The 23049-nt window shown below is 62.8% G+C and carries 9 protein-coding genes and 1 pseudogene; 6 read left to right on the forward strand and 4 right to left on the reverse strand.

Annotation, left to right across the window (positions count from 1 at the left end; all coding sequences use genetic code 11):
- Nucleotides 1–2: 2 nt before the first annotated feature.
- Both ilvN and RUW20_RS08070 read left to right on the forward strand, forming a co-directional pair.
- Nucleotides 3–311 (forward strand): acetolactate synthase small subunit, encoded by a 309-nt coding sequence (gene ilvN, locus RUW20_RS08065; RefSeq protein WP_313951688.1) that lies wholly within the window; start codon nt 3–5, stop codon nt 309–311.
- 76 nt (nt 312–387) lie between these two features.
- Nucleotides 388–677 (forward strand): annotated as a pseudogene (locus RUW20_RS08070) (transposase); the annotation flags it as partial.
- 213 nt (nt 678–890) lie between these two features.
- Here RUW20_RS08070 and RUW20_RS08075 read toward each other — a convergent pair.
- The 3 genes from RUW20_RS08075 to RUW20_RS08085 all read right to left on the reverse strand — a co-directional run bounded on the left by RUW20_RS08075 (nt 891) and on the right by RUW20_RS08085 (nt 4675).
- On the reverse strand, nt 891–1352 hold the full coding sequence (locus tag RUW20_RS08075) for a CBS domain-containing protein (RefSeq protein WP_313951689.1): 462 nt from the start codon (nt 1350–1352) through the stop codon (nt 891–893).
- Between the two features lie 305 nt (nt 1353–1657).
- Nucleotides 1658–3070 carry a Re/Si-specific NAD(P)(+) transhydrogenase subunit beta gene (gene pntB, locus RUW20_RS08080; protein WP_313951690.1) on the reverse strand — a complete coding sequence of 471 codons (1413 nt, stop codon included), beginning with the start codon at nt 3068–3070 and terminating at the stop codon, nt 1658–1660.
- 12 nt (nt 3071–3082) lie between these two features.
- Entirely contained in the window at nt 3083–4675 is a 1593-nt protein-coding gene (locus RUW20_RS08085; RefSeq protein ID WP_313951691.1) for a Re/Si-specific NAD(P)(+) transhydrogenase subunit alpha, read from the reverse strand.
- Between the two features lie 670 nt (nt 4676–5345).
- Between RUW20_RS08085 and gltB the strand changes: the two genes are divergently transcribed.
- The 4 genes from gltB (at nt 5346) to glmS (ending at nt 14960) form a co-directional block, all read left to right on the forward strand.
- Nucleotides 5346–10025 (forward strand): glutamate synthase large subunit, encoded by a 4680-nt coding sequence (gltB, locus tag RUW20_RS08090; protein WP_313951693.1) that lies wholly within the window; start codon nt 5346–5348, stop codon nt 10023–10025.
- 2 nt (nt 10026–10027) lie between these two features.
- Nucleotides 10028–11470: a glutamate synthase subunit beta gene (locus RUW20_RS08095; protein WP_313951694.1), complete on the forward strand. Its 1443-nt coding sequence runs from the start codon at nt 10028–10030 to the stop codon at nt 11468–11470.
- Between the two features lie 294 nt (nt 11471–11764).
- Nucleotides 11765–13123: a bifunctional UDP-N-acetylglucosamine diphosphorylase/glucosamine-1-phosphate N-acetyltransferase GlmU gene (gene glmU / locus RUW20_RS08100; RefSeq protein WP_313951696.1), complete on the forward strand. Its 1359-nt coding sequence runs from the start codon at nt 11765–11767 to the stop codon at nt 13121–13123.
- Between the two features lie 7 nt (nt 13124–13130).
- A complete protein-coding gene (gene glmS, locus RUW20_RS08105; protein WP_313951697.1) occupies nt 13131–14960 on the forward strand; it encodes a glutamine--fructose-6-phosphate transaminase (isomerizing) in 1830 nt (609 codons plus the stop codon).
- Between the two features lie 176 nt (nt 14961–15136).
- Here glmS and RUW20_RS08110 read toward each other — a convergent pair whose 3' ends face one another.
- Entirely contained in the window at nt 15137–22969 is a 7833-nt protein-coding gene (locus RUW20_RS08110) for a neuraminidase-like domain-containing protein (RefSeq protein WP_313951698.1), read from the reverse strand.
- Nucleotides 22970–23049: the final 80 nt, after the last annotated feature.

The following is a 23049-nucleotide window of genomic DNA, read 5'->3' on the forward strand; positions in this document are numbered from 1 at the left end:
CGATGAACTCGATCTCACGAATGGAAAATCAGGCGCTGGCGCGCACGGTCCTGGAACTGGACGTCAACAACCACCCCGGCGTCATGTCGCACGTCGTCGGCCTGTTTTCGCGGCGGGCGTACAACGTCGAAGGCATCCTGGTGATGCCGGTGGGCGGCGGCGTCACCAGTCGCATCTGGTTGCTGGTCAACGAGGACGAGCGCCTCGATCAGATGACCAAGCAGGTGGAGAAACTGGAGGATGTTCTCGCCGTGCGCCGGCATGGTGCCGAGCACGAGGTCTTCGTTCGCCTCGAGGAGTTCTTTCGCTAGCGATGCAGCGCAAGATCGCCCCCCCATAAGAAACAGAGCAGGTTCGGGTCGTTTGCATGCGGGCACGGGTGTCGTCGTCGACGACCGCCTGAAGCGTTGGCCGGCCCTGAGCCGCTATGCCGATAGCAGCGGTGACTTGCCGATCGATAAAATCTGCTGGAAAAACGCGATCAGACCGATCACGCTCGGGCGCCGAAAGTGGTTGTTCACCGGCTCCGAGCGCGCGGCTTGTCGGGCCGTCGCCATCCAGAGGCTTTTGGCCACGACACTCAATGGCCTGGAGCCCCGTTTGCCGGGCTCAAGCAAACGCTGGAAAAACTCCCGGCCTGGCTCGCTTATAGCCGGATCAATGAACTACTGCCGCTGGCTGCGAGCAGCGCAACACCCGGTCGGCAATATGCTGTCGGAGAACGCTTAGCGGGCTCCAGGTATGTCGACGGGTCAAAGTGCGCTTTGGCCGTCATCTGCGCAGGGCGGGGGTTGAAGGCCGGTCGAGCGGTGTTCAAAAGCGGGTGGATCGAGGATTCCGGAGCTTGCCTGGCGCCGCGCCGCGCACTCGCCAGGCATGGCCCCGCTTGATCAAGGGGCAGGCCAATCCTTGATGTAGGCCTTGAGCAGCTTGTTTTCCATGTTGCGCTCCTCCAGCACTGCCTTGGCGACGTCGTGAAAGGAAACGATACCGATGATGGTATCGCCTTCCATGACGGGAACGTAGCGCGTGTGCGTATCGACCATCATGCGACGCAATTCGTCGACGTCCATCTCCAGATCGGTGGTTGGTGGATCGCGGTGCATCGCTTCGAGGACGAGAATCTCGGCGATCGGCGGCGTCGGTCCGACACGACGTTCTGTCTGGCGCTTGGCCAGGATCAACATCACCTCGCGAAAAGTCAGCATTCCCGCCAACTTTCCTCCCTCCGTTACGATCACCGACCCGATGTCGTTGTCGGCCATCATGATCACGGCTTCCGAAAGCGGTGAGTCGGGATGTACGGCGAATAGCGCGGTATCTTTGACCTGCAGTACTTCTTTGACCTCCATGTCACCCCCTGGATTAGGATAGCTAGCCGATACGCTTCTTGACTGATCAGGCCGATTCTATCAGATGTCGATCGACATCCGAAAACCGGCGCAGCCCTCTTTTTTCAGGTGGCGAATGCTTGCCCGCGGTCGCCGCCAGGCACTCCGCTGGCCGACATGAGCACGTTTCAGAATCAGGGAGCGCATCGCGGCTCCAGGGCCATCTTCCTGCGCCGTGCTGCCGACCGCCAGCTGCCGCCGCACAAAAAACAACGCCCGCGAAGGCGGGCGTTGTAGCGGGTTCCGACGCGGCAAGAAGCTTCGGATCAGCCTTTCATGGCCACCAGCACTTCATCAAGCATCTTCTTCGCATCGCCAAAGAGCATGCGATTGTTCTCCTTGTAGAAGAGCGGATTGTCTACCCCCGCATAACCCGACGCCATGCTGCGCTTCATGACGATCGAGGTTTTCGCCTTCCACGCTTCGAGCACCGGCATGCCGGCGATCGGGCTACTCGGGTCATCCTGCGCTCCCGGGTTGACGATGTCGTTGGCACCAATGACCATGGCCACGTCGGTTTTCGGGAAGTCGTCGTTGAGCTCGTCCATTTCCAGGACGATGTCGTAGGGTACCTTGGCTTCGGCGAGCAGCACGTTCATGTGGCCGGGCATGCGGCCAGCGACCGGATGGATGCCGAAACGAACATTGACGCCCTTCTCACGGAGGAAGCGCGTGATCTCGTAAACCGTGTGCTGGGCCTGCGCCACCGCCATTCCGTAGCCTGGAATGATGATCACATTCTTGGCGTCGAGCAGCAGTTCGGCGGTTTCCGGCGCGAGGATCGGTTGTACTTCGCCCGCCGGTTGCCCATCGCCAGCCGCCGGCGTTCCGCCGCCGGTGCCGAAGCCGCCGGCGATGACGCTGAGGAAGTGGCGATTCATCGCCGCACACATGATGTACGAGAGGATCGCACCGCTCGAACCGACCAGCGCCCCGGTGACGATCAACAGGTCATTGGAGAGCATGAAGCCGGTTGCCGCAGCCGCCCAGCCCGAGTAGCTGTTGAGCATCGAGACCACCACCGGCATGTCGGCGCCACCGATGGCCATCACCATGTGCACGCCAAAGGCCAGGGCGATGATGGTCATCACGATCAGGTACATCACGCCGGCGCCGGTCGAGTCGGTGTGCACAAACAGCCAGCCGCAAAAAATGACCACCAGCAGTCCGGTGAGGTTGAGCCCGTGGCGTGCCGGCAGTATCAGCGGATTGCCGGAAAGCTTGCCGGACAGCTTGCCGAAAGCGATCACCGAGCCCGAGAAAGTCACCGCGCCGATCAGGATGCCGATGTAGATTTCGATTTCGTGGATCGACTTTTCCGCACCGCTCAGGTGCGCTGCCGCGGCCGGGTCGATGTAGTTGGCGAAGCCGACAAACATCGCCGCCAGACCGACCATGCTGTGCATCAGCGCGACCAGTTCGGGCATCTGCGTCATCTGGACGGTGCGCGCGGCATACAGGCCGATGTTGGCGCCGATCAGCATCGCCGCAATGATCCACGCGTAGGCCGTGCTGCTCACCTGCGGGCCAAAGACCGTTGCCAGAACGGCAATGCCCATGCCGACCATGCCGTAGAGATTGCCGCGGCGGGCCGTTTCCTGGTTGCTGAGGCCGCCCAGGCAGAGGATGAAGAGGATTGTCGCTCCGATATAGGAGACGGTTGCCAAGCTTTGAGACATGTTCATCGACTCCTATTTGCGGAACATTGCCAGCATGCGCTGGGTGACGGCGAAACCACCGAACATGTTGATGGTCGCCAGGATCATGGCAAAGATTGCCAGGACTCTAATCCAGCCGTCGGGCCGGTCGAGGCTGATCGCATCCATCGGTGGCGCGATTTGCACCAGGGCACCAATGGCGATGATGCTGCTGATCGCGTTGGTGACACTCATCAGCGGGGTGTGCAGCGCCGGCTTGACGTTCCAGACCACCATGTAGCCGACGAAGCAGGCCAACACGAAGACCGTGAAGTGGGCAAGGAAGGCCGGCGGCGCGCCGGCGCCGATGAACCAGAAGAACAGTGCCGCGACGGCAAAGACCACCGCCGCTTTCTTGGTGGACGAAGGCGCGCTGGCGCCGCCGTGACCATGCGACTTCGCTGCAGCAACCGCGGGTTTGGCAGCGGCCGGCTTTGCCGGCGCAGCTGACACCTTGGGCGCTGGTGGCGGCCAGGTGATGTTGCCTTCCTTGACGACGGTCAGGCCGCGGATGGCTTCGTCATCCATATTGACGTCGATGACCCCATCCTTGGTCTTGCACAGCTCTTCGCTCAGGCGAAACAGGTTGGTGGCGTAGAGCGTCGATGACTGCTTCGCCAGACGGCTGACCAGGTCGGTGTAGCCGACGATGGTGACGCCGTGCTTGACCACGGCCAGCCCCGGTTCGGTAAGCTCGCAGTTACCGCCCTGCTCGGCCGCCATGTCGACGATGACGCTACCGGCTTTCATCGACTGCACCATCTCGGCGGTGATCAGCTTCGGCGCGGGCTTGCCGGGGATCAGCGCGGTGGTGATGATGATGTCCACATCACGGGCCTGCTTGGCGTACATCTCGCGCTGGGCTTTCTGAAAGCCTTCGCTCATGACTTTGGCGTAACCGCCCCCGCCGGAGCCCTCTTCCTCGTAATCGACCTTGACGAATTCGCCGCCCAGCGACACTACCTGATCGGCCACTTCGGCACGCGTGTCATTGGCGCGGACAATGGCGCCGAGACTGGCGGCAGTACCAATCGCGGCCAAACCAGCCACGCCGGCACCGGCGATGAAGACCTTGGCTGGCTGCACCTTGCCGGCAGCAGTGATCTGCCCGCTAAAGAAGCGGTCGAAGGCGTTGGCGGCCTCGATCACGGCGCGGTAGCCGGCGACGCCAGCCTGAGAGGTCAGCGCGTCCATCTTCTGGGCGCGGCTGAGCGTGCGCGGCAGCGCGTCGATGGCCAGCACGGTGACCTTGCGCGCGGCCAGTTGCTCCAGCAGTTCCGGATTCTGCGCCGGCCAGACAAAACTCACCAGCGTGCTACCCTCGCGCAGCAGGCCGACTTCTTCCGGAGATGGCGCACGCACCTTGAAAATGATGTCCGCAGCCGACCACAAGGCGGCTGCCCCTTCGACAATTTCAGCGCCAGCGGCGCGGTACGCATCGTCGGAAACGGTGGCGGCTTCGCCCGCGCCGGCTTCAACGCGAACCGCAAACCCCAGCTTGATCAGTTTCTCGACAACCTCAGGTACGGTCGCAACGCGTTTTTCCCCTTCGGCAACCTCTTTTGGAACTCCGATTGTTAGCGGCATTCAGTCCTCCATCCCTTGTCTCGTTGGTGCCAGTGTTCAAAAAAAACCGGTCCCCCAGCTGCGGAACCCGCTCCCCCCACAAGTGCCAATCGCCAGTGTTGACCAGAATACGGTCGAAGAATCCCTGCGCCAACGCGCGCCGAGCAAGCTTCCGCTGGCTGCGGCCTGGCGCGCAGCGACCAAAAGGTCGTCGCCAAGCCCGCTGCGACCGCAGCTTACCACAAGCTCAAAGCGGACTTCACCATGGGAACTCACGTGGAAAACGCCACTCCCATGCCGGAGACAAAGTCAGTGCCACAACGACACCGCCACCTGACGTTGCCATCGCCACCCAGATGCAGAGTGCTCTTCTCCCCCAGACCCTGGGCGATGATCGGCGTTGCCTTTTCCTCGCCGACTGGTCGCCGAGCAGGCGCGAAATTTGCTCTGATGTCGACGGCTCCGCTAAAGCGTGGGTAAAAGCGGCTGGCGTCTGTCCGGCGCATTATTCCTGTGCGAAAGTGGCCGCGCTGCGCACTGCCTTGGTGCAATGCAGCATATTGAACGACCGACGCAATAGGCGTATAGTGCTCGGTCGCCCAGAGTGCCCTGTCGTCCGGCGTTGCGCCGGATTCTGCGACGTTTGCGGTGGAGGTCGCGCGGGTACCAGTTTTTTTGTGAGGATTCGAGCGTGATCGATTCGACCATACCTGAAAGGCAGGGGCTCTATGACCCGGCAAACGAGCACGACGCCTGTGGCGTCGGTTTTGTAGCGCACATTCGGGGCAAGAAGAGTCACTCGATCATCGAGCAGGGGCTGTTGATCCTGAACAACCTGGATCACCGCGGCGCGGTGGGCGCCGACCCCTTGATGGGCGACGGTGCCGGGATCCTGATCCAGATTCCTGACGCCTTGTTCCGTGAGGAGATGGCCGAGAAAGGGGTGCGCTTACCGCCTGCCGGTGACTACGGCGTGGGAATGGTCTTTCTGCCCAAGGAGTCGGCTTCGCGCCTTGCCTGTCAGGAAGAAATCGAGCGTGCGGTGCGCGCTGAGGGCCAGGTCGTCCTCGGCTGGCGCGATGTGCCGGTCGATCACAGCCTGCCGATGTCGCCCGTAGTTCGCGCGCGTGAGCCGGTGATTCGCCAGATATTCATCGGCCGTGGCGCGGACATCATGGTTACCGACGCGCTCGAGCGCAAGCTCTATGCGATCCGTCGCTGCGCTGCCAACGCCATCCTGGCGCTCGGACTGAAACACAGCAAGGAGTTCTATCAGCCGTCAGTTTCGGCGCGTACGATAGTCTACAAAGGCTTGTTGCTGGCCGGTCAGGTCGGCAAGTACTACACCGACCTCGAGGATCCGCGGTGTGCCTCGGCGCTGGCCCTGGTTCACCAGCGTTTTTCGACCAACACCTTCCCCACCTGGCAGCTTGCCCACCCGTACCGAATGATTGCGCACAACGGGGAGATCAACACCGTACGCGGCAACTACAACTGGATGCGCGCGCGCGAGAAGGGCACCTGGTCGCCGATGCTTGGTGCCGACCTGGACAAGATCTGGCCGCTGATCTATCCCGGACAGTCCGATTCCGCCGCCTTCGACAATTCTCTCGAGCTGCTGGTCATGGGCGGCTATTCGCTCGCCCACGCGATGATGATGATGATCCCGGAAGCCTGGGAATCGCACACGCTGATGGATCCGAAGCGTAGCGCCTTCTACAAATACCACGCGGCGATGATGGAACCCTGGGATGGTCCGGCTGCCGTCGCCTTCACCGATGGTCGCCAGATCGGTGCCACCCTTGACCGCAACGGCCTGCGCCCGGCGCGTTATCTGGTCACCGATGACGATCTGGTGGTGATGGCTTCGGAAGCGGGGGTGTTGCCGATTCCCGAGGAGCGGATCGTCAAGAAATGGCGTCTGCAGCCGGGCAAGATGTTCCTCATCGACCTCGATCAGGGACGCATTATCGAGGACCGCGAGCTGAAGGACACGCTGTCGCGCCTGAAGCCCTACGAAGACTGGCTGAGCCGCATCAACATCAGGCTCGACGATCTGCCGTCGCCGGCAACCGGGCCGGCGCGGACCTACTCGGCCTCGTTGCTCGACCGTCAGCAGGCTTTCGGTTATAGCCAGGAAGATCTCAAGTTCATTCTCGAGCCGATGGCCAACTCGGGTGAAGAGGCCACCGGCTCGATGGGCAACGACTCGCCACTGGCCGTCCTGTCGAATCGCAGCAAGCCGCTGTTCAACTATTTCCGGCAGCTGTTTGCACAGGTGACCAATCCGCCGATCGACCCGATCCGTGAACAGCTGGTGATGTCGCTGGTGTCGTTCATCGGTCCCAAGCCGAACCTGCTCGGGATCAACGAAATCAACCCGCCGTACCGTCTCGAAGTTGCCCAGCCAGTCCTCGACTTCGACAACATCGCCAAGTTACGCCGCATCGCTGCGTACACCGGCAACAAGTTCCACTCGGCCGAACTCGATATCTGCTACCCGCTGGCCTGGGGTAACGAGGGCGTTGAAGCGCGGCTGGCCTCGCTCTGTCACGAAGCCGAGGACCACGTCCATCAGGGGTCCAGCATCCTGATTGTTTCGGACCGCAAGTTCGATGCCGAACATGTGGCCATCCCGGCCTTGCTGGCCACCTCCGCGGTGCATCAGCATCTGGTCACCAAGGGCCTGCGTACGCGCGTCGGCCTCGTCGTCGAAACCGGCGCCGCGCGTGAGACCCATCACTTCGCGGTCCTGGCCGGCTACGGTGCCGAGGCAGTGCACCCCTATCTCGCGCTGGAAACCCTGCAGGACCTCGCCGGTGGCGACGCCGAAAAGGGTGACAAGGCGATCAAGCATTTCATCAAGGGCGTTGGCAAGGGCCTCCTCAAGGTGATGTCCAAGATGGGCATCTCGACCTATATGTCCTACACCGGGGCGCAGATCTTCGAAGCCGTCGGTTTGCAGGCGAAGATGGTGGACAAGTACTTCACCGGCACCTCGACCCAAGTCGAGGGGATCGGCGTCTTCGAGGTCATGGAAGAAGCAATTTGTCTGCACCGACAGGCCTTCGGCGACGACGCAGTGCTGGCAACGATGCTCGACGCAGGGGGCGAATACGCCTATCGCGTGCGTGGCGAAGAGCACATGTGGACGCCCGATGCGATCGCCAAGCTGCAGCACGCGACGCGTACCGGCAAGCCCGAGACCTACAAGGAATACGCGACGCTGATCAACGATCAGACGAAGCGGCACATGACGCTGCGTGGGCTGTTCGAGATCAAGCCGGCGGGCCCCGCCGTGCCGCTCGACGAGGTCGAGCCGGCGAAGGAGATCGTCAAGCGTTTCGCCACCGGCGCAATGTCGCTCGGGTCAATTTCGACCGAAGCCCACAGCACGCTGGCGATTGCCATGAACCGCCTCGGCGGCAAGTCGAATACCGGTGAAGGCGGCGAAGACCCGGCGCGCTTCAAGATCTTGAAGGGTGGCGAGAATCTTTCGGACGTCATTGGCAAGTCGCGCGTCGAACGTGACTACTTGCTGCAGCCTGGAGACAGTCTGCGCTCGGCGATCAAACAGGTCGCATCCGGGCGCTTCGGCGTTACCGCCGAGTACCTGGTCAATGCCGACCAGCTGCAGATCAAGATGGCGCAAGGGGCCAAGCCCGGCGAGGGCGGCCAACTTCCCGGTCATAAGGTCTCCGAGTACATCGGTTTCCTGCGCCACTCGGTACCTGGTGTCGGCCTGATTTCGCCGCCCCCGCACCACGACATCTACTCGATCGAAGACCTGGCGCAGTTGATTCACGACCTGAAGAACGCCAACCCGAAGGCGTCGGTCAGCGTCAAGCTGGTCTCCGAAGTCGGTGTCGGTACGGTCGCTGCCGGAGTCACCAAGGCCAAGGCAGATCACCTGGTGATCGCCGGGCACGATGGCGGCACCGGTGCCAGCCCACAGTCGTCGATCAAACACGCGGGCTCGCCGTGGGAGCTCGGACTTGCCGAGACGCAGCAGACGCTGGTCATCAACCGCTTGCGCGGGCGCGTCCGGGTGCAGGTTGACGGGCAGATGAAAACAGGCCGAGACGTACTCATCGGTGCGTTGCTGGGGGCTGACGAGTTCGGCTTTGCCACTGCGCCTCTGGTCGTTGAAGGTTGCATCATGATGCGCAAGTGCCACCTCAATACCTGTCCGGTGGGCGTGGCGACGCAGGACCCGGAGCTGCGCCGCAGATTTTCCGGCCAGCCCGAGCACGTGGTCAATTACTTCTTCTTCGTGGCCGAGGAGCTGCGCGGGCTGATGGCGGAGATGGGCATTCGCAGCTTCAACGATCTGATTGGCCGCTCCGACCTGCTCGACATGAGGAAGGGGATCTCGCACTGGAAGGCGAAAGGACTCGACTACCGTCGACTTCTGACTCGTCCAGCGGTGTCACTGGAAACGCAGGTTTTTCACCAGCAAGAGCAGGATCACGGGCTGGCAAAGGCGCTCGACAACGAACTCATCGCCCTGGCCAGGCCGGCTCTTGAGCGCGGTGAAAAGGTCAGCATCGATCTGCCGGTGCGCAACATCAACCGCACCGTCGGCACCATGCTCTCAGGGCGGGTGGCCGAGCGCTACGGCCATGCCGGATTGCCGGACGGCACCATCGACGTCCATCTAACCGGCACCGCGGGGCAGAGCTTCGGCGCCTTTCTGGCGCGTGGCGTGACCCTGGATCTGGTGGGTGAAGGCAACGATTACGTCGGCAAGGGCCTCTCTGGCGGGAGAATCATCGTTCGGCCCAACGCCGGTTTCCGTGGTGAAGCACTCAACAACATCATCGTTGGCAACACCGTCCTGTACGGCGCCACGGAAGGTGAGGCGTACTTTGCCGGCGTCGCGGGCGAACGCTTCGCCGTGCGTAATTCGGGTGCCACGACGGTGGTCGAGGGCGTCGGTGACCATGGTTGCGAGTACATGACCGGTGGGACAGTGGTGGTGCTCGGCATGACCGGCCGAAACTTTGCTGCCGGCATGTCCGGCGGGGTGGCCTATGTCTTCGACGAGGAAGCCACCTTCGAGTCGCGCTGCAATATGGCGCAGGTGTCGCTCGAACCGGTCGAGGAAGAGTTTGCGGCGCGCCAGGGGAGCGACGCCGGCGATGACCTCGAAGGCCATGGGCGGGTCGACATTCGCCACCTCGGGGTGGTCGACGAGGTCTTGCTCAAGGGGCTGATCGAGAAGCATCATCGTTGCACCGGAAGCCTGCAGGCGCGGCGATTGCTCGACGATTGGGCGAAGTATCGCGCGAGCTTCGTGAAAATCATGCCGCACGAGTACCGTCGGGTGCTCACCGAGCAGGCGGCCAAAAAGCAACTGGAGGCAGCATAAGCATGGGTAAGCCGACTGGATTCATGGAGTATCAGCGTCTGGCGGAGGGATATGAGCCCGCTGCATCGCGCCTCAAGCATTATCGCGAGTTCGTCGTTGCGCTTGACGACGCGAAGGCCAGCCTGCAGGGTGCGCGTTGCATGGACTGCGGCATCCCGTTTTGCAATACCGGCTGCCCGGTCAACAACATCATCCCCGACTGGAACGACCTGGTATACCGCGGCCAGTGGGAGCAGGCGCTGGCGGTCTTGCACTCAACCAACAACTTCCCGGATTTCACTGGCCGGATTTGCCCGGCGCCGTGTGAAGCCGCTTGCACCTTGAACATCAACACCGATCCGGTTGGCATCAAGTCGATCGAGCATGCGATTGTTGACAAGGGGTGGGAGAAAGGCTGGATCGTTCCCCAGCCGCCGAAGGTGAAAACCGGCAAGACGGTCGCGGTCGTCGGTTCCGGTCCGGCGGGATTGGCGGCGGCGCAGCAGTTGGCGCGCGTCGGCCATAGCGTCGTCGTTTTCGAGAAAAGCGATCGCATCGGTGGCTTGTTGCGCTACGGTATTCCTGACTTCAAGATGGAAAAGGTGCATATCGACCGTCGCGTCGCGCAGATGGAGGCCGAGGGCGTCGAGTTTCGCGTCAATCACGAGATCGGCGGCCATGCGGCCGACTCGATTCCTGCCGAACGCCTGCTGGCCGAGTTCGATGCGCTGATTCTCGCCGGCGGCGCGGAGTCCCCGCGTGATCTGCCGGTGCCAGGCCGCGAGCTGGAGGGCGTGCACTTTGCGATGGACTTCCTGCCGCAACAGAACCGGGTCAACGCCGGCGATCAGGTGCCTGGACAGATCAAGGCCACCGGTAAGCGGGTGGTGGTGATTGGCGGTGGAGATACCGGTTCCGACTGTGTCGGCACCAGCAACCGCCACGGGGCGCTATCGGTTACCCAGTTCGAATTGATGCCGCAACCGCCAGAGACCGAGAACAAGAGCCTGACCTGGCCTTACTGGCCGCTCAAGATGCGCACCTCGTCGTCGCACGAAGAGGGTTGCGTGCGCGACTTCGCCGTTTCGACCAAGAAACTGGTCGGCAAGAACGGCAAGGTCAAAGCCTTGAAGCTGGTCAGTGTCGAGTGGCAGAACGGCCAGATGAAAGAAGTGCCGGACAGTGAGGTCGAGATTCCCGCGGATCTGGTGCTGTTGGCCATGGGCTTCGTGGCGCCGATCAAGAACGGTCTCCTGGAAGAGCTGGCACTCGAACTCGATGGCCGTGGCAACGTCAAGGCGACCACCGATGGTGAGGGTTGCTATGCGACCAGTGTCGCCAAGGTCTTCGCCGCCGGGGACATGCGGCGTGGCCAGTCGCTGGTCGTCTGGGCGATTCGCGAGGGCAGGCAATGCGCGCGCGAGGTCGATGCGTTCCTGATGGGCCGTTCCGATCTGCCGCGCTGAGAGGCTTCGCGCTTGACTTGAAGACGCGCCTGTCTCGGCAAGCTTGCCGGGACAGGCGCTTTGCTTTGTGCGCCCGGCGCGTCCAACAGGCAGCAGCCCCGAGATGTGACATTATTCCGGGTGTCTCGCCGCCTATCCTGAAATAATGCCGTTCAGTACCAGGCAGGCATTGGCGGCAGCGTGGAGCAGAGCAGGCGTCCAGGGCTGTCGCCGGCAGTGCCGCCAACTCCGGGAACGACGCGCCGGGGGCCGCAGGACCGAGCAAACCTTTCCGTCCGACTGGGTGTTTAGCCAATGAATATAGTCATTCTCGCTGCCGGCCAAGGCAAGCGCATGCATTCCAACCTGCCGAAGGTGCTGCACCCGGTGGCCGGCAAGGCGCTGGTTTCACACGTCATCGACGCCGCCCGTAGCCTTGCTCCGCAGAGCGTTTGCATTGTCTATGGCCACGGCGGCGACGCGGTGCGCGCGACGATCGATGCGCCGGACCTCAAATGGGCTCTGCAGGAGCCGCAGCTGGGTACCGGCCACGCCGTGATGCAGGCCATGCCGCATCTTGGCGACGCCGAGACAACGCTGGTGCTCTACGGCGACGTACCGATGATCCAGGCGGAAACGCTGAAGAAACTGGCACACGCCGCGCGCAACGCGTTGGCCATTCTCACCGTCGAACTGGCCGACCCGAGCGGCTACGGCCGGATCGTGCGCAATGCTGCCGGCGACGTGGTGCGCATCGTCGAGCAGAAAGACGCCTCGGCCGACCAGCGCGCCATCCACGAAATCAATACCGGCATCGTCGCGCTGCCGACTGCCCGCCTCGCCGAATGGCTTGGCCGGCTATCGAACGACAACGCGCAGCAGGAGTACTACCTGACCGACATCGTCGGCATGGCGGTCGCCGACGGCGTGGCGATCCGTACCGCGCAGCCGCAGGGTGAATGGGAAGTGTTGGGGGTCAATAGCAAGGTGCAACTGGCCGAACTCGAGCGGATTGCGCAGCGGCGCATCGCCGAGCGCCTGATGGAACAGGGTGTGCGTCTGGCCGACCCGGCGCGTATCGATGTCCGCGGCGAGCTGGTTTGCGGGCGCGACGTCTTCATCGACGTGAACTGTGTCTTCGAAGGCAAGGTGGTGCTCGACGAAGCCGTCGAAATCGGCCCCTCCTGTGTGCTCAAGAACGCCACTATCGGCGCCGGATCGCGCCTCGCCGCCTTCAGCCATATTGAAGAGGCCATCGTCGGTCCCGACGGCGTCATCGGCCCCTTCGCCCGGCTGCGCCCGGGCACCGAACTCGCCGCCGGCGTGCACGTCGGCAACTTCGTCGAACTCAAGAACGCCAAGGTTGCCGCGCAATCGAAGGCCAATCACCTTGCGTATATCGGCGATGCGATCATCGGCAGCCGGGTGAACATCGGCGCCGGCACCATCACCTGTAACTACGACGGCGCCAACAAATTCAAGACGATCATCGAGGACGACGCCTTCATCGGCTCCGACACGCAACTGGTCGCCCCGGTCACCGTCGGTCGTGGCGCCACCCTCGGTGCCGGCACGACCCTGACCAAGGACGCCCCGCCTGACGCGCTGACCCTCTCGCGCGCCAAGCAGCTTTCCCTTCCCGGCTGGAAACGGCCACAAAAAGTAAAGAAATGAGCTGACCATGTGTGGCATCGTTGCCGCGGTCGCCGACCGCAATATCGTTCCCGTCCTTCTCGAAGGCCTGCGCAAACTCGAATACCGCGGCTATGATTCTGCCGGCCTGGCGCTGCTCAACGGCTCCGGGCTGCGACGCCTGCGTTCCGTCGGCCGCGTCGCCGAACTCACCGCGCAGGCCGAAAGCGCACAGGTCTACGGTAATACCGGCATCGCTCACACGCGCTGGGCAACGCACGGCGTCCCGAGCGAGCGCAATGCCCATCCGCACATTTCCGAGGGACTGGCCGTTGTCCACAACGGCATCATCGAAAATCATGAGGCGCTGCGCGCACGTCTCACGGCCGCCGGTTACGAGTTCACCTCGGATACGGATACCGAGGTGGTTGCCCATCTCATCGCCCACGAGCTGAAGACCGCGCCGGATTTCCTCTCCGCCGTTCGCCTGGCCATCGCTCAGTTGCACGGGGCCTACGCCATCGCCGTGCTGCGCGAAGCCGACCCGACCCGGGTGGTGGTGGCGCGCGAAGGGTCGCCGCTGTTGCTTGGCGTCACCGACGACGGCTGCTACGCCGCCTCGGACGCCTCGGCGCTGTTGCAGGTTACCCGCCGGATCGTCTATCTGGAGAACGGTGACTGCGCCGAACTGATGCGCGACAGCTACCGCATCACGCGGGTCGACGGTACCCCGGTGGAACGTGCCGAGAGCGAATCGCAACTCTCGGCTGACGCCATCGAGCTGGGTGAGTACCGGCACTACATGCAGAAGGAAATCTTCGAGCAGCCGGTCGCTCTGGCCAACACGCTCGAGATGCTCGGCACTGCGCACAGCATCCAGCCAGGCCTGTTCGGCGCCGCCAGCGAAGAGATCCTGCGGGAAGTCAAGCAGGTGCTGATCATCGCCTGCGGCACCAGCTATCACGCGGGCCTGGTCGCGCGCTACTGGCTCGAATCGATCGCCGGCATCCCGTGTTCGGTCGAAGTCGCCAGCGAGTACCGCTATCGTGACTCGGTGCCCGATCCCCAGACGCTGGTGGTCACCATCTCCCAGTCCGGCGAAACGGCCGACACCCTGGCGGCGTTGCACCACGCCAAGTCGCTCGGCATGCAGCGTACCTTGTGCATCTGCAACGTCCCCGAATCCTCGCTGGTGCGCGAAAACAGCCTGCGCTTCATCACCCGCGCCGGGCCGGAAATCGGCGTCGCCTCGACCAAGGCCTTCACCACCCAGCTCGCCGCGCTCTACCTGCTGACCCTGGTGCTGGCCAAGCTGCGCGGTCGTCTCGACGAGCAGGCCGAAGTCGCCGAACTGCATGCCCTGCGCCACCTGCCGATCGCCGTCACCAAGATCCTCGAAATAGAGCCCGAGATCCGTGCCTGGGCCGAGCAGTTCTCGATGAAACAGCACGCCCTGTTTCTCGGGCGTGGCCGTCATTACCCGATCGCCATGGAAGGCGCGCTCAAGCTCAAGGAAATCTCCTACATCCACGCCGAGGCCTACCCGGCCGGCGAACTCAAGCATGGCCCGCTGGCACTGGTCGACCGCGACATGCCGGTGATCGCCGTCGCTCCCAACGACGCGCTGATCGAAAAGCTCAAGTCCAATCTGCAGGAAGTGCGCGCCCGCGGCGGCGAACTCTACGTCTTTGCCGACGCCGACAGCGAAATGCAGGAGTCGGACGGCATTCACGTCCTGCACCTGCCCGAGCACTACGGCGCGCTCTCGGCCCTGCTGCACGTCGTGCCGCTGCAACTGCTCGCCTACCACGTCGCGCTGGTCCGCGGCACCGATGTGGACAAGCCGCGCAATCTGGCGAAATCGGTAACTGTCGAGTAAGCCGCGGCAGGCAAGCGGCCGAGCGAGACGTATCCACCATAATCGTCGAGCGGCGAAAAAAGGTGCATTCGATCCAGCGTCCACTGGCGGCAGGGAACAAGGCCGGTGGCCCGGGATTCAAGCAAGTGCAGGATGTTTTCTTACTCCTCTCTGGCCGTATTCATCCTGGATCATCTTCAGGTGATTTCCAGCAAGATCAGCACGTCTCCTGTTCCAGAGACCTCGCCCAGATCGACGAGGCCGGTTCCATTGGGGCTCAAGTCCAGCGGGGGCAGCGACGTATCTGGCGTTGGCCAGCGTACCTGAGCCTGTAAGGCGTTCGGGTCGACGCCAAGCCAGGTGATCGTCGACACCTTGCCAATCGCCAGACCCGTCAATGCCTGCATCCAGTAAGGCAGCAAACCCAGACTGAGGTTGATCCTTAACGTACCTCTACGCGCTATTGCGGTGGCCCATTCGTTGGGGAAGTCGTTGCGGCAGCTGAGCAGTACCGGCGGGTAGCTTGCAGACGCCTGTGCCGGACCACGCACAGTAAACTGTGACTGGGCTGCGGTTCGCAAGCCTTCCCCCCCCTCGCGAGCGGTGTAGCGGATGTGCAGGATCACGTCGCTGATCGTGTCGAAGTCCATTTGCCTTGGCAGGCCGGGTAACTCCAGGCGCCACCGACTGATCGCCCCGGCACTTTCGAAAGGGAGATAGCGCTCATCGCGCAACGCGGTTTCGAACAAGCCGCTGTCGTCGCGGCCGCTGCTGGTGACGATGGATTCCACTGCGCCGTGGCGCACCGTGAACCGTGAGTCGTCGCCCGCTGCAGCCCTCGGGTAACTGCTGGCGCCACTGCCCGAGCCGGACGTGGAGGTTCGTATGCTGCTCTTTACCAGGGTCAGCTTGCAATTGACGCTGGCGTACGGTCCGACGACGCAAGGAATGCTCAGACTCACTGTCTTGATGCGACGCATGTAATGGCCCGGCGCGTCCATGTCGAATAGCCATTCCGGAATGTCGAACTCGCAAGCGCCAGCGGCCTTGAGCTTGAGCAATTCCAGTGGGTTGAGGCGGCGCAAGGACACATGCCTTGTCAGCTCGTATTCACGGCGGTTCTGTTCGAGGTAGGCGATCTCCAGCCGCTTGAGGTCGTGTTGCAGGTGCTCGCCGGCCAAGAGCCCGCTGCGACCACCCACCCAACCGCCGTTGCCGATCAGATTGAGTGCCGGCAAGCCCAATTCTGCTGCCGCGGCTCGCTCGGCGCGTCGAGCCAGGTTGAGCGCCAAGCGGTATGTCGAGCTGTGCAATGCTGCCAACTCACTTCTCATCCAGTCGTAGAGCTCGGCATTGCTGTACTTGGCACGTAAATACGCGTCGACGTCCTTCGACTCCCTGATTTGCGCGCGCTGGTTTTCCAGTTCATTGCGGGCGATGCTCAGCTTAATCTCAAAGGCGAGGATTCCTTTATCTTCATGCCGAAGTCTGGCGAGCGCTTGATTGCATTGGTATGCCGAATCGTCGCGCCTGCGGACATAACTGGCACGCTGCTGTTCCCGGGACGCGGAGTATTGCCATTGCTTCGACACGAGTTCCGCCGCATCTCCCACAAACCCGGCCGCCGTTCCGAAACCTTTCAGCACTTTCGCGACACCTTCCTCCTTGACGCTGTCTGCGATCGCTCCGCCAGTGTGGAGAAGAGCCGCCAGGGTCTTGGACACACCGCCAGCTATTGACCAGCCGTTCGCGTGACCGAGATACTCGATGTTCGCCAGTTCAGCCTCAATCAGGCCCAGTCCACCAAACCCATCAGTGAAAGGCCTCCGCGAGTCGACCGATATGGCAAGTATTTCTTCGCTCGGGGCGATCGAGCCCTCCTCAGGCGCTGTGCCATCCTTGCCCAAAAGGCGCTGGAAGTGCTCGTACTGTTTGGCAGTGTTCGCGCGACTGACTCGCAGCGCCTGCAGCGACTCAAGCGCCTCGTCGATTTGCAGTTGCCGAATCCCCTGAACACGCTGCAGCAGTGAGATCTCGTTGGTCGAGCGCAACTGGGCCATCCGCTCGCCATCGCGCTTTTCGATCGCGGACAACAAGGCTGCACCGAGCGTCTTTGTCTCGTTCGCGAGGTCGAGCGCCCGTGCCACCAGCACCTGGTAACGGTAGCGATGGGGCGGCGCGTACAAATCACGCAACACATCCGATATCTCCAGTCCCGCCGCCGTTGCACGGATCAGCAACTCCGGATCGATCGGCGCTTCCACCAATGGCAAGTCGCGCGTTATTCCATCGATATTGCGGCAATGGCGGATGTTGAACAGGCGTTCCTCTACCGTGTCCCAGTAGCTGAACAACTTGGGGTTGATCGGGATGCAGAAGTAGAGCAGGCCTGAGATGGATACATCGCCATTGCCTTCGGATAGGTGATTTGCTGAACTCCTGGCGTCTGACGATTGCCATCCACCACTGGGCCGTGCGACATCCAGCCACAGGTTTGCGAAGTCGTCCCAATAGCGTTCGTATTGGTCATAGGCAACCGTCGGACGATGTGCCGTTCCCTTGACCACTTTCGGCTTTGCTCCAAGAATGCGTGAGGCCAGGACGTACAACTGTGTGGCCTCGTTGATCGACTCCCGCGTATCGCGCCGGAACAGGTCGTCTGCCCAGGCCAGCAGGTTGTCAAGGTAGGCGAAAACCGTTCGCCACAAAAAAGCCAAGGGGCGGGTGCGCGCGATCAGGTATGGCGTGAACGGAATCTCGCGCCAGCGCCTGATCAGGTCTGCTACGGCATTGGCACCAGTGGCAGGCAGGCCGCGCTTGGCTTGCGCCAGTTCAACCAGCGCAGACCGGGCAGTCTGTGATGCGTCGAGGTATCGAAATGCGGGGAACCGCAGGAACCGCGAACTATTGGCAAGCCCTTGGTCATGTTGGCCGGTCGTCGGGTCCATCACGATCCTGAGCCACTGCTCGGCATCGGCATACCGTCCTGCCTGCGACAAACGGCTGGCCAGCAGCAGTGGTGCATGCAGGTAAATCTCCCAGTTGTAGCAGGCATATGGGAGCCGCAGATCGACGGCCAACTTGTCACCGGGATGCGTCGGTGCCATCACGTCCTTGATCGCGTTCGCGTCGAGGCGTGGCCGCACGAGGGCATCAACAAAGGCTCCGCCCTGCAAGCCGGCCGTATCAGGCAGCTGCGCCTCGCGAAAGCCCTGGCTGATGTGCGCTGCATCCTGGTGCCTCGAAGGAAAGACGCGGAACGCCGCTGCACTCGCCGCCGCATCTGGCTTCAGGTCGAAGAACGCACTGGTACCTTCCTCTTCGTAATACCACGCATCGGCCGACCCATTCCATGGCGTCGCCGAGGCCGCGCCCAAAGCCCAGAAGTCGCCTGACGCGGTCTGTTCCAGCAACGCGCGGCTTGCCGTCTGGGATGTGGACAGCGCAAGAGCTGTCGCGCTACCCGGCTGATCCGTGCGGTAGCCATTCATGTAGGGCCGCGCGCGTTGCACGGGCATCGGCATGGCTGCGGATGTCCCGCTGGACCGTGTGACGCGTAGATCGGGCCTGAAATCGAAACGAGCAACCTCCTCAAAACGGGCCGGAGCCTTGTCGACGTTCAGGTCATCAACCGTCAACTCGGGGTTTGATGTGAAACGAAACACCGGGTGCCAGCTGACATTCTGGTTTTTGCCAACGTCGCGAGATTTCTCATCGCTGGATATCGTCTTCCCGTCTACCGTTGCCCAGCCCTTGAGTTTCACCGAGAAGGCGACGGGCCACGTATCCAGGACGCCCGGTGGATATACGAAAAAACTGGCGCTTTCCCTCGTCTCGTCCGGTTTAGGCTCTGATTGGAGCGAATGGCTTTGGTGACTCTGCACGTAGGTCGCATGTCGCAAGGGGTCTAGCTGTACCCAGACTGGGAACCCCTTGCTGTTTTTTGCCTGCACGGCCATCGTGCAACTGACAGAAAGCTTCGCGCCGCCAGACGAATGCTGATTGGTGAACTCGCGATCGATCGGGGGAGACCAACTGGACTGCACCGACGCCTTTGCCGCATAGACATGCACAGTAATTCCGTCACCGGTCGCCGAAGAGCCAACCCGGAACGCAAAGCCGTCCCGCTCATCCATCAGCGGATCGGCGTCCACCCGTTGCGGTTCGCGCGTACTTTCCTGCCGAAGCCAGCCGCTCTCCGTTAGCCGAGCCCAGGCCAGGTTGACTTCCCATTGCGGCTTGGCCGCGTTGGTGTCGGGTTGTTTGAACAAGGGCCAGGCCATGTGCAGTTGCCCCTTCATCACGAACGGCATGACGTGGTCGCCCTGGATGTCGAGCTCGACCAGCTTCCACGGACTCCACTGCATCGACAGGTGGCCGAAGCCTTTGCATCGGCGCCAATAGTAGGCATAAGGCGGGTTCGGCGTTCGACCTACAACATACAGGTCGCGCCGTTGGGCAACGCCCGCTTGGCGTTCGGTGTCCTCGAACATGCCCAGCACCAGGAGCTGCGCCGTATGGGCAAGCTCGTCCAGGAAGGTGCCGAATGCCGCAGCAGCGGCCCCTTGTGTCAGTTCGCTTTCACCCAGCGCAGACTCCAGCGCGACAAAGGCGTGCGACTTGTCATCGCGCAGCTCCGGCAACAACCAGTTTTCCGGGAAGAGAAACACCTTGCGGTTGGCCTCCCACACCCGGTACTGGCTCATCCACTTCCATTCGCCGCGCACATTTGCCAGATCCAGGCCTACACGGGCACCGATGCCCGGCTCCAACCCGAAAAGAATGCGGTGCACCAGTTGCTGCACGCTGGCAATCGCCTGAAGGACCCGGGTTGTCCGCATGCAAGGCGCCATGCGCATGTCGATCAGGTAGTGCTCGTACAGCTGCTCGGCTGTCTTGCCAGTGGCAGTGGTGGCGTGCGCCAGCAGCGCGTCTCGGTAGGCGCTCTTTGTCGAATCGTCGACTTCTTTGAACCAGCCCTCTGACCGCTGGCTACCGATGGCCCTGACGATGGCCAGCGCCGACGGGCCGGTGATCGGCGCCAACGAATTACGCAGGCTGCCGGGCTCGATGCCCAGTCGCGCCGACTGCTTCAACACCTCGGTGGCGCGCAGCCACTGGCCAGGGTCGCGCCAGCCGATCGGGCCGGGCAGCAGGGCCGTCATGAAGGCGACCAGCTCAGCTGGGTCAACTTGCCATGCGCTGGCCATTGGCGCAACGGTGCTTTCCGTCACGTTGCTTCCGGCAGCACCAAGGGCTGCGAGTAGACCCGGCATCCACTGGGCAGACACCAGGCGTTCTTTGAGCATCTCGGTGGTACCCACCAGCGCCCGCCAGTCCGCCCAGCGGTCGATGGCCGAACTGCCGTCGCTCGGTGCCAACAGGGTGTTCCAGGAAAATCGCCGCGGGCCCTGGACGCTTAACACTTCCGCGGTTTGCAGACACCTGAGAACTCCGATGCTGTCCTGCGGATGCAGGCGTTCCAGCAAGCGGGCCAGGCGCGACAAACGGTACATCCATTGCACGAACGCGTTGCGGTGTGCCGCTGTTTCATCAGCGACACCTTCCTCCAGCAAGCCACAACCAGACATGGTATCGAGCAAAGCCACCACGGCCCGGCGCAGGGCCGGGTCGGCCGCATCCACACCAAGCTCACCAGCAAGAAGCCGATCCATGACAGGCTCGGGCAGTCGGGTCCATCGGCACAAGTCCGAGCGAAGCGTGGCCTGTCGGCGTATTTCCTGTACCCGTTCTAGCAATCCGCCCAGCCGTTCGACGGCGGTGGTTCGAAGCAGGAGCTGGCTTGCCTGCGCTGGCGTCAAGAGCGTCGAAGCTTCGCCTGTGGCGCCCGGCACACCCGGTACGGGTCCTTCCAGTGCAAGCATCGCCGCGCTGACATCGGCCTCGCTCTTGCCCTGCAATGCGAGCATCACATTGGGTACATCGCCGGCTGGCAGCCATGCGGCCAAGGCGTCTTGCGCGGACGCCACCAAGGTGGCTTCGTCCCCACTGAGCTGGGTGATGCTGAGCAACGCCACCCTGAGCTTGAGCAGCGTATCCTTGATGTCGCGCCAATCCGGCGCCAGTTCGGGCCTTTGGGGTACGTCCTGATGGTCAAAGACCGGCAAGAGGATCTGCGCAGTCTCCTGCACGTCAAGGCCGCTGCGCTGAAACACCGGTTGTGCATCCAGCAGCGCTTCCATCGCGCCGCAGAACATGTCTGCGTCGCCAGCGTATGCGGCCGAGCCGGTCATCGCCAACATCAGGGCCAGATCTTCGGGTGACCGGTCGAGTGCCGTGGCCAGGTGGTGTCGGCGGTACAGCGCGGCCAGGCTGTCCAGGCCCAAGCTGTCCTGTATCAGGTAGGCCGGCGCAGGGGCCGTGCCGACGCGAATCCACCGCGCCACGGCCTGCGGGCTGCAGCGCAGGCCGAGGCCCAGTTCCGGCGCAAGGGCTGCGAGGCCTGCCCCCAGCGCGAAGGCATTGGGTGCACGCGGGTCGGTTGGCAACAGCAATCGCTGGGCCTCGGTCAAGCGCCTGGAGCGATAGGTGGCCTCGTACAGGGTCTGCACACGGGAGCCATCGGCGGCCAGGAGTTGCACTTCGTCGATCGGCCGAAACAGACCCAGCACGCTCTCTGGCCGCAGCTTCAACTGCCGCTGTATGGCCACCACACGGCCCAAACGCATGAGCACATTGCGGTCTACTGCGAGTCCGCTTGCCCCCGGCGGCTGGCAGGCGACAATGGCTGAATCCAGCACTGCCATCGACCAGGCACCCAGGCCACGCCACAGGCGCACAAAGCGATGCAGGCGATCGAGCACCTCCCAACTCAGCGATGTGACCTGCATCTCGCTGGTCTTGCACGAATCCCGGCTCGCGATTCCGAGCGACGAACCGGCCGTGCCGGCCACGAACCGGGTCCGCAATGCCTGCTCCAGATCGGCCAGTTCCAGCCCCGACCGATCGAGCACAATGGAGACGGCACTGAGCAAGGTCAGCGGCACACCGGATACCAGCTTTCCGGACGCTGGATCGCGGACAGAAACAGAAGTGTCGCTCGCGAAGCCGTAGACGGGCCAGACCTCGCTCGCATTGATGGCCGCTGTCGCGACCAAGGGCCATGCGCCGCGCAAGCTGCCTTGCGCGTCCAGCGTCACGCTCAGCCCCAGGCGTTGCGCTGCCAGGCCGACGTCATGGTGAGGATTCGTGCGCTGGCCATGCAGTTGGGCCATCCACTTCGCCCGATCCAAGCCCAATTTGACCAGCCACGCGTCGACTTCGCCGCCCACCCGCACATGCGGCAGCGTCCACGGGTAGACCTGCGCTGCCAGGTCGACAGTGGGTCCGACCACTTGCTGTAACACCTCGACCACCAGATCGATATGCTGCACCTCGGTCTCGGCTTCTTCGCACCCGAGCGGCAGCCTCAGAATGTCGGGTCGCCGTGCCCGCAGCTCGCCCAAGGCATTGGCAACGGCGGGCTTGTGGGACGGAATCCGCTTCAACAGGTTCAGCAGATCCACCAGATAGGCAGGCAGGCCCAACACCGACTCACAGGGCCTGCAAGCGCACTCGTCCACGTCGCCGAACAAGCCGCGCATCGTGGGCAGACTCTCGACCACTTCCCCCGAAATCGGGACCTGCTGGCGATGCAGGCCCAAGGGCATGATGCGCGTGCTGACCAGGGCGCTGACCATGCCCTTGGCACCGACCATCGCTTTCTGCGTTTGGCGAAAGAAAGCCTGCACATACGCTGTCGGCTGTTGGTCGGACAAGGTGTTCTGAATCACATCGACACCCAGGCCCAACATGTGGCCCGGTGTCTGCACACCAGCCGCCCACAGCTGAGTGCCAGCTTCCAGCGTTATGCCCAGGCCGAGATAACGCCCCAGGTTGCGGCCCAGCTCACGGGCCTGCTCGGGCAGCAAAAGAACATCTGCCTCGGAGTGCTGACCCGCCAACAACTGGCTCAGCACTTTCGGATGTGTGTCCAGAGCCTGCTGCAGCGCCTTCGCTTGCTCGTCCACCAAGGCGGCTAGCGTCCCTTGTGTGAGGCGCGCGGTCAGAGCGTCGCCAGGATGCAGGGACTCCACGGCTGCTTGCAGCC

It is taken from the genome of Accumulibacter sp., assembly GCF_032229525.1.
In the GTDB taxonomy this organism is placed as follows: Bacteria; Pseudomonadota; Gammaproteobacteria; order Burkholderiales; family Rhodocyclaceae; genus Accumulibacter.

Excerpts from the sequence above, each read along its gene's own strand:
- RUW20_RS08085 (WP_313951691.1), bottom strand. The coding sequence starts at position 4,675 with ATGCCGCTAACAATCGGAGTTCCAAAAGAGGTTGCCGAAGGGGAAAAA.
- RUW20_RS08095 (WP_313951694.1), top strand. The coding sequence starts at position 10,028 with ATGGGTAAGCCGACTGGATTCATGGAGTATCAGCGTCTGGCGGAGGGA.
- glmS (WP_313951697.1), top strand. The coding sequence starts at position 13,131 with ATGTGTGGCATCGTTGCCGCGGTCGCCGACCGCAATATCGTTCCCGTC.
- pntB (WP_313951690.1), bottom strand. The coding sequence starts at position 3,070 with ATGTCTCAAAGCTTGGCAACCGTCTCCTATATCGGAGCGACAATCCTC.
- RUW20_RS08075 (WP_313951689.1), bottom strand. The coding sequence starts at position 1,352 with ATGGAGGTCAAAGAAGTACTGCAGGTCAAAGATACCGCGCTATTCGCC.
- ilvN (WP_313951688.1), top strand. The coding sequence starts at position 3 with ATGAACTCGATCTCACGAATGGAAAATCAGGCGCTGGCGCGCACGGTC.
- glmU (WP_313951696.1), top strand. The coding sequence starts at position 11,765 with ATGAATATAGTCATTCTCGCTGCCGGCCAAGGCAAGCGCATGCATTCC.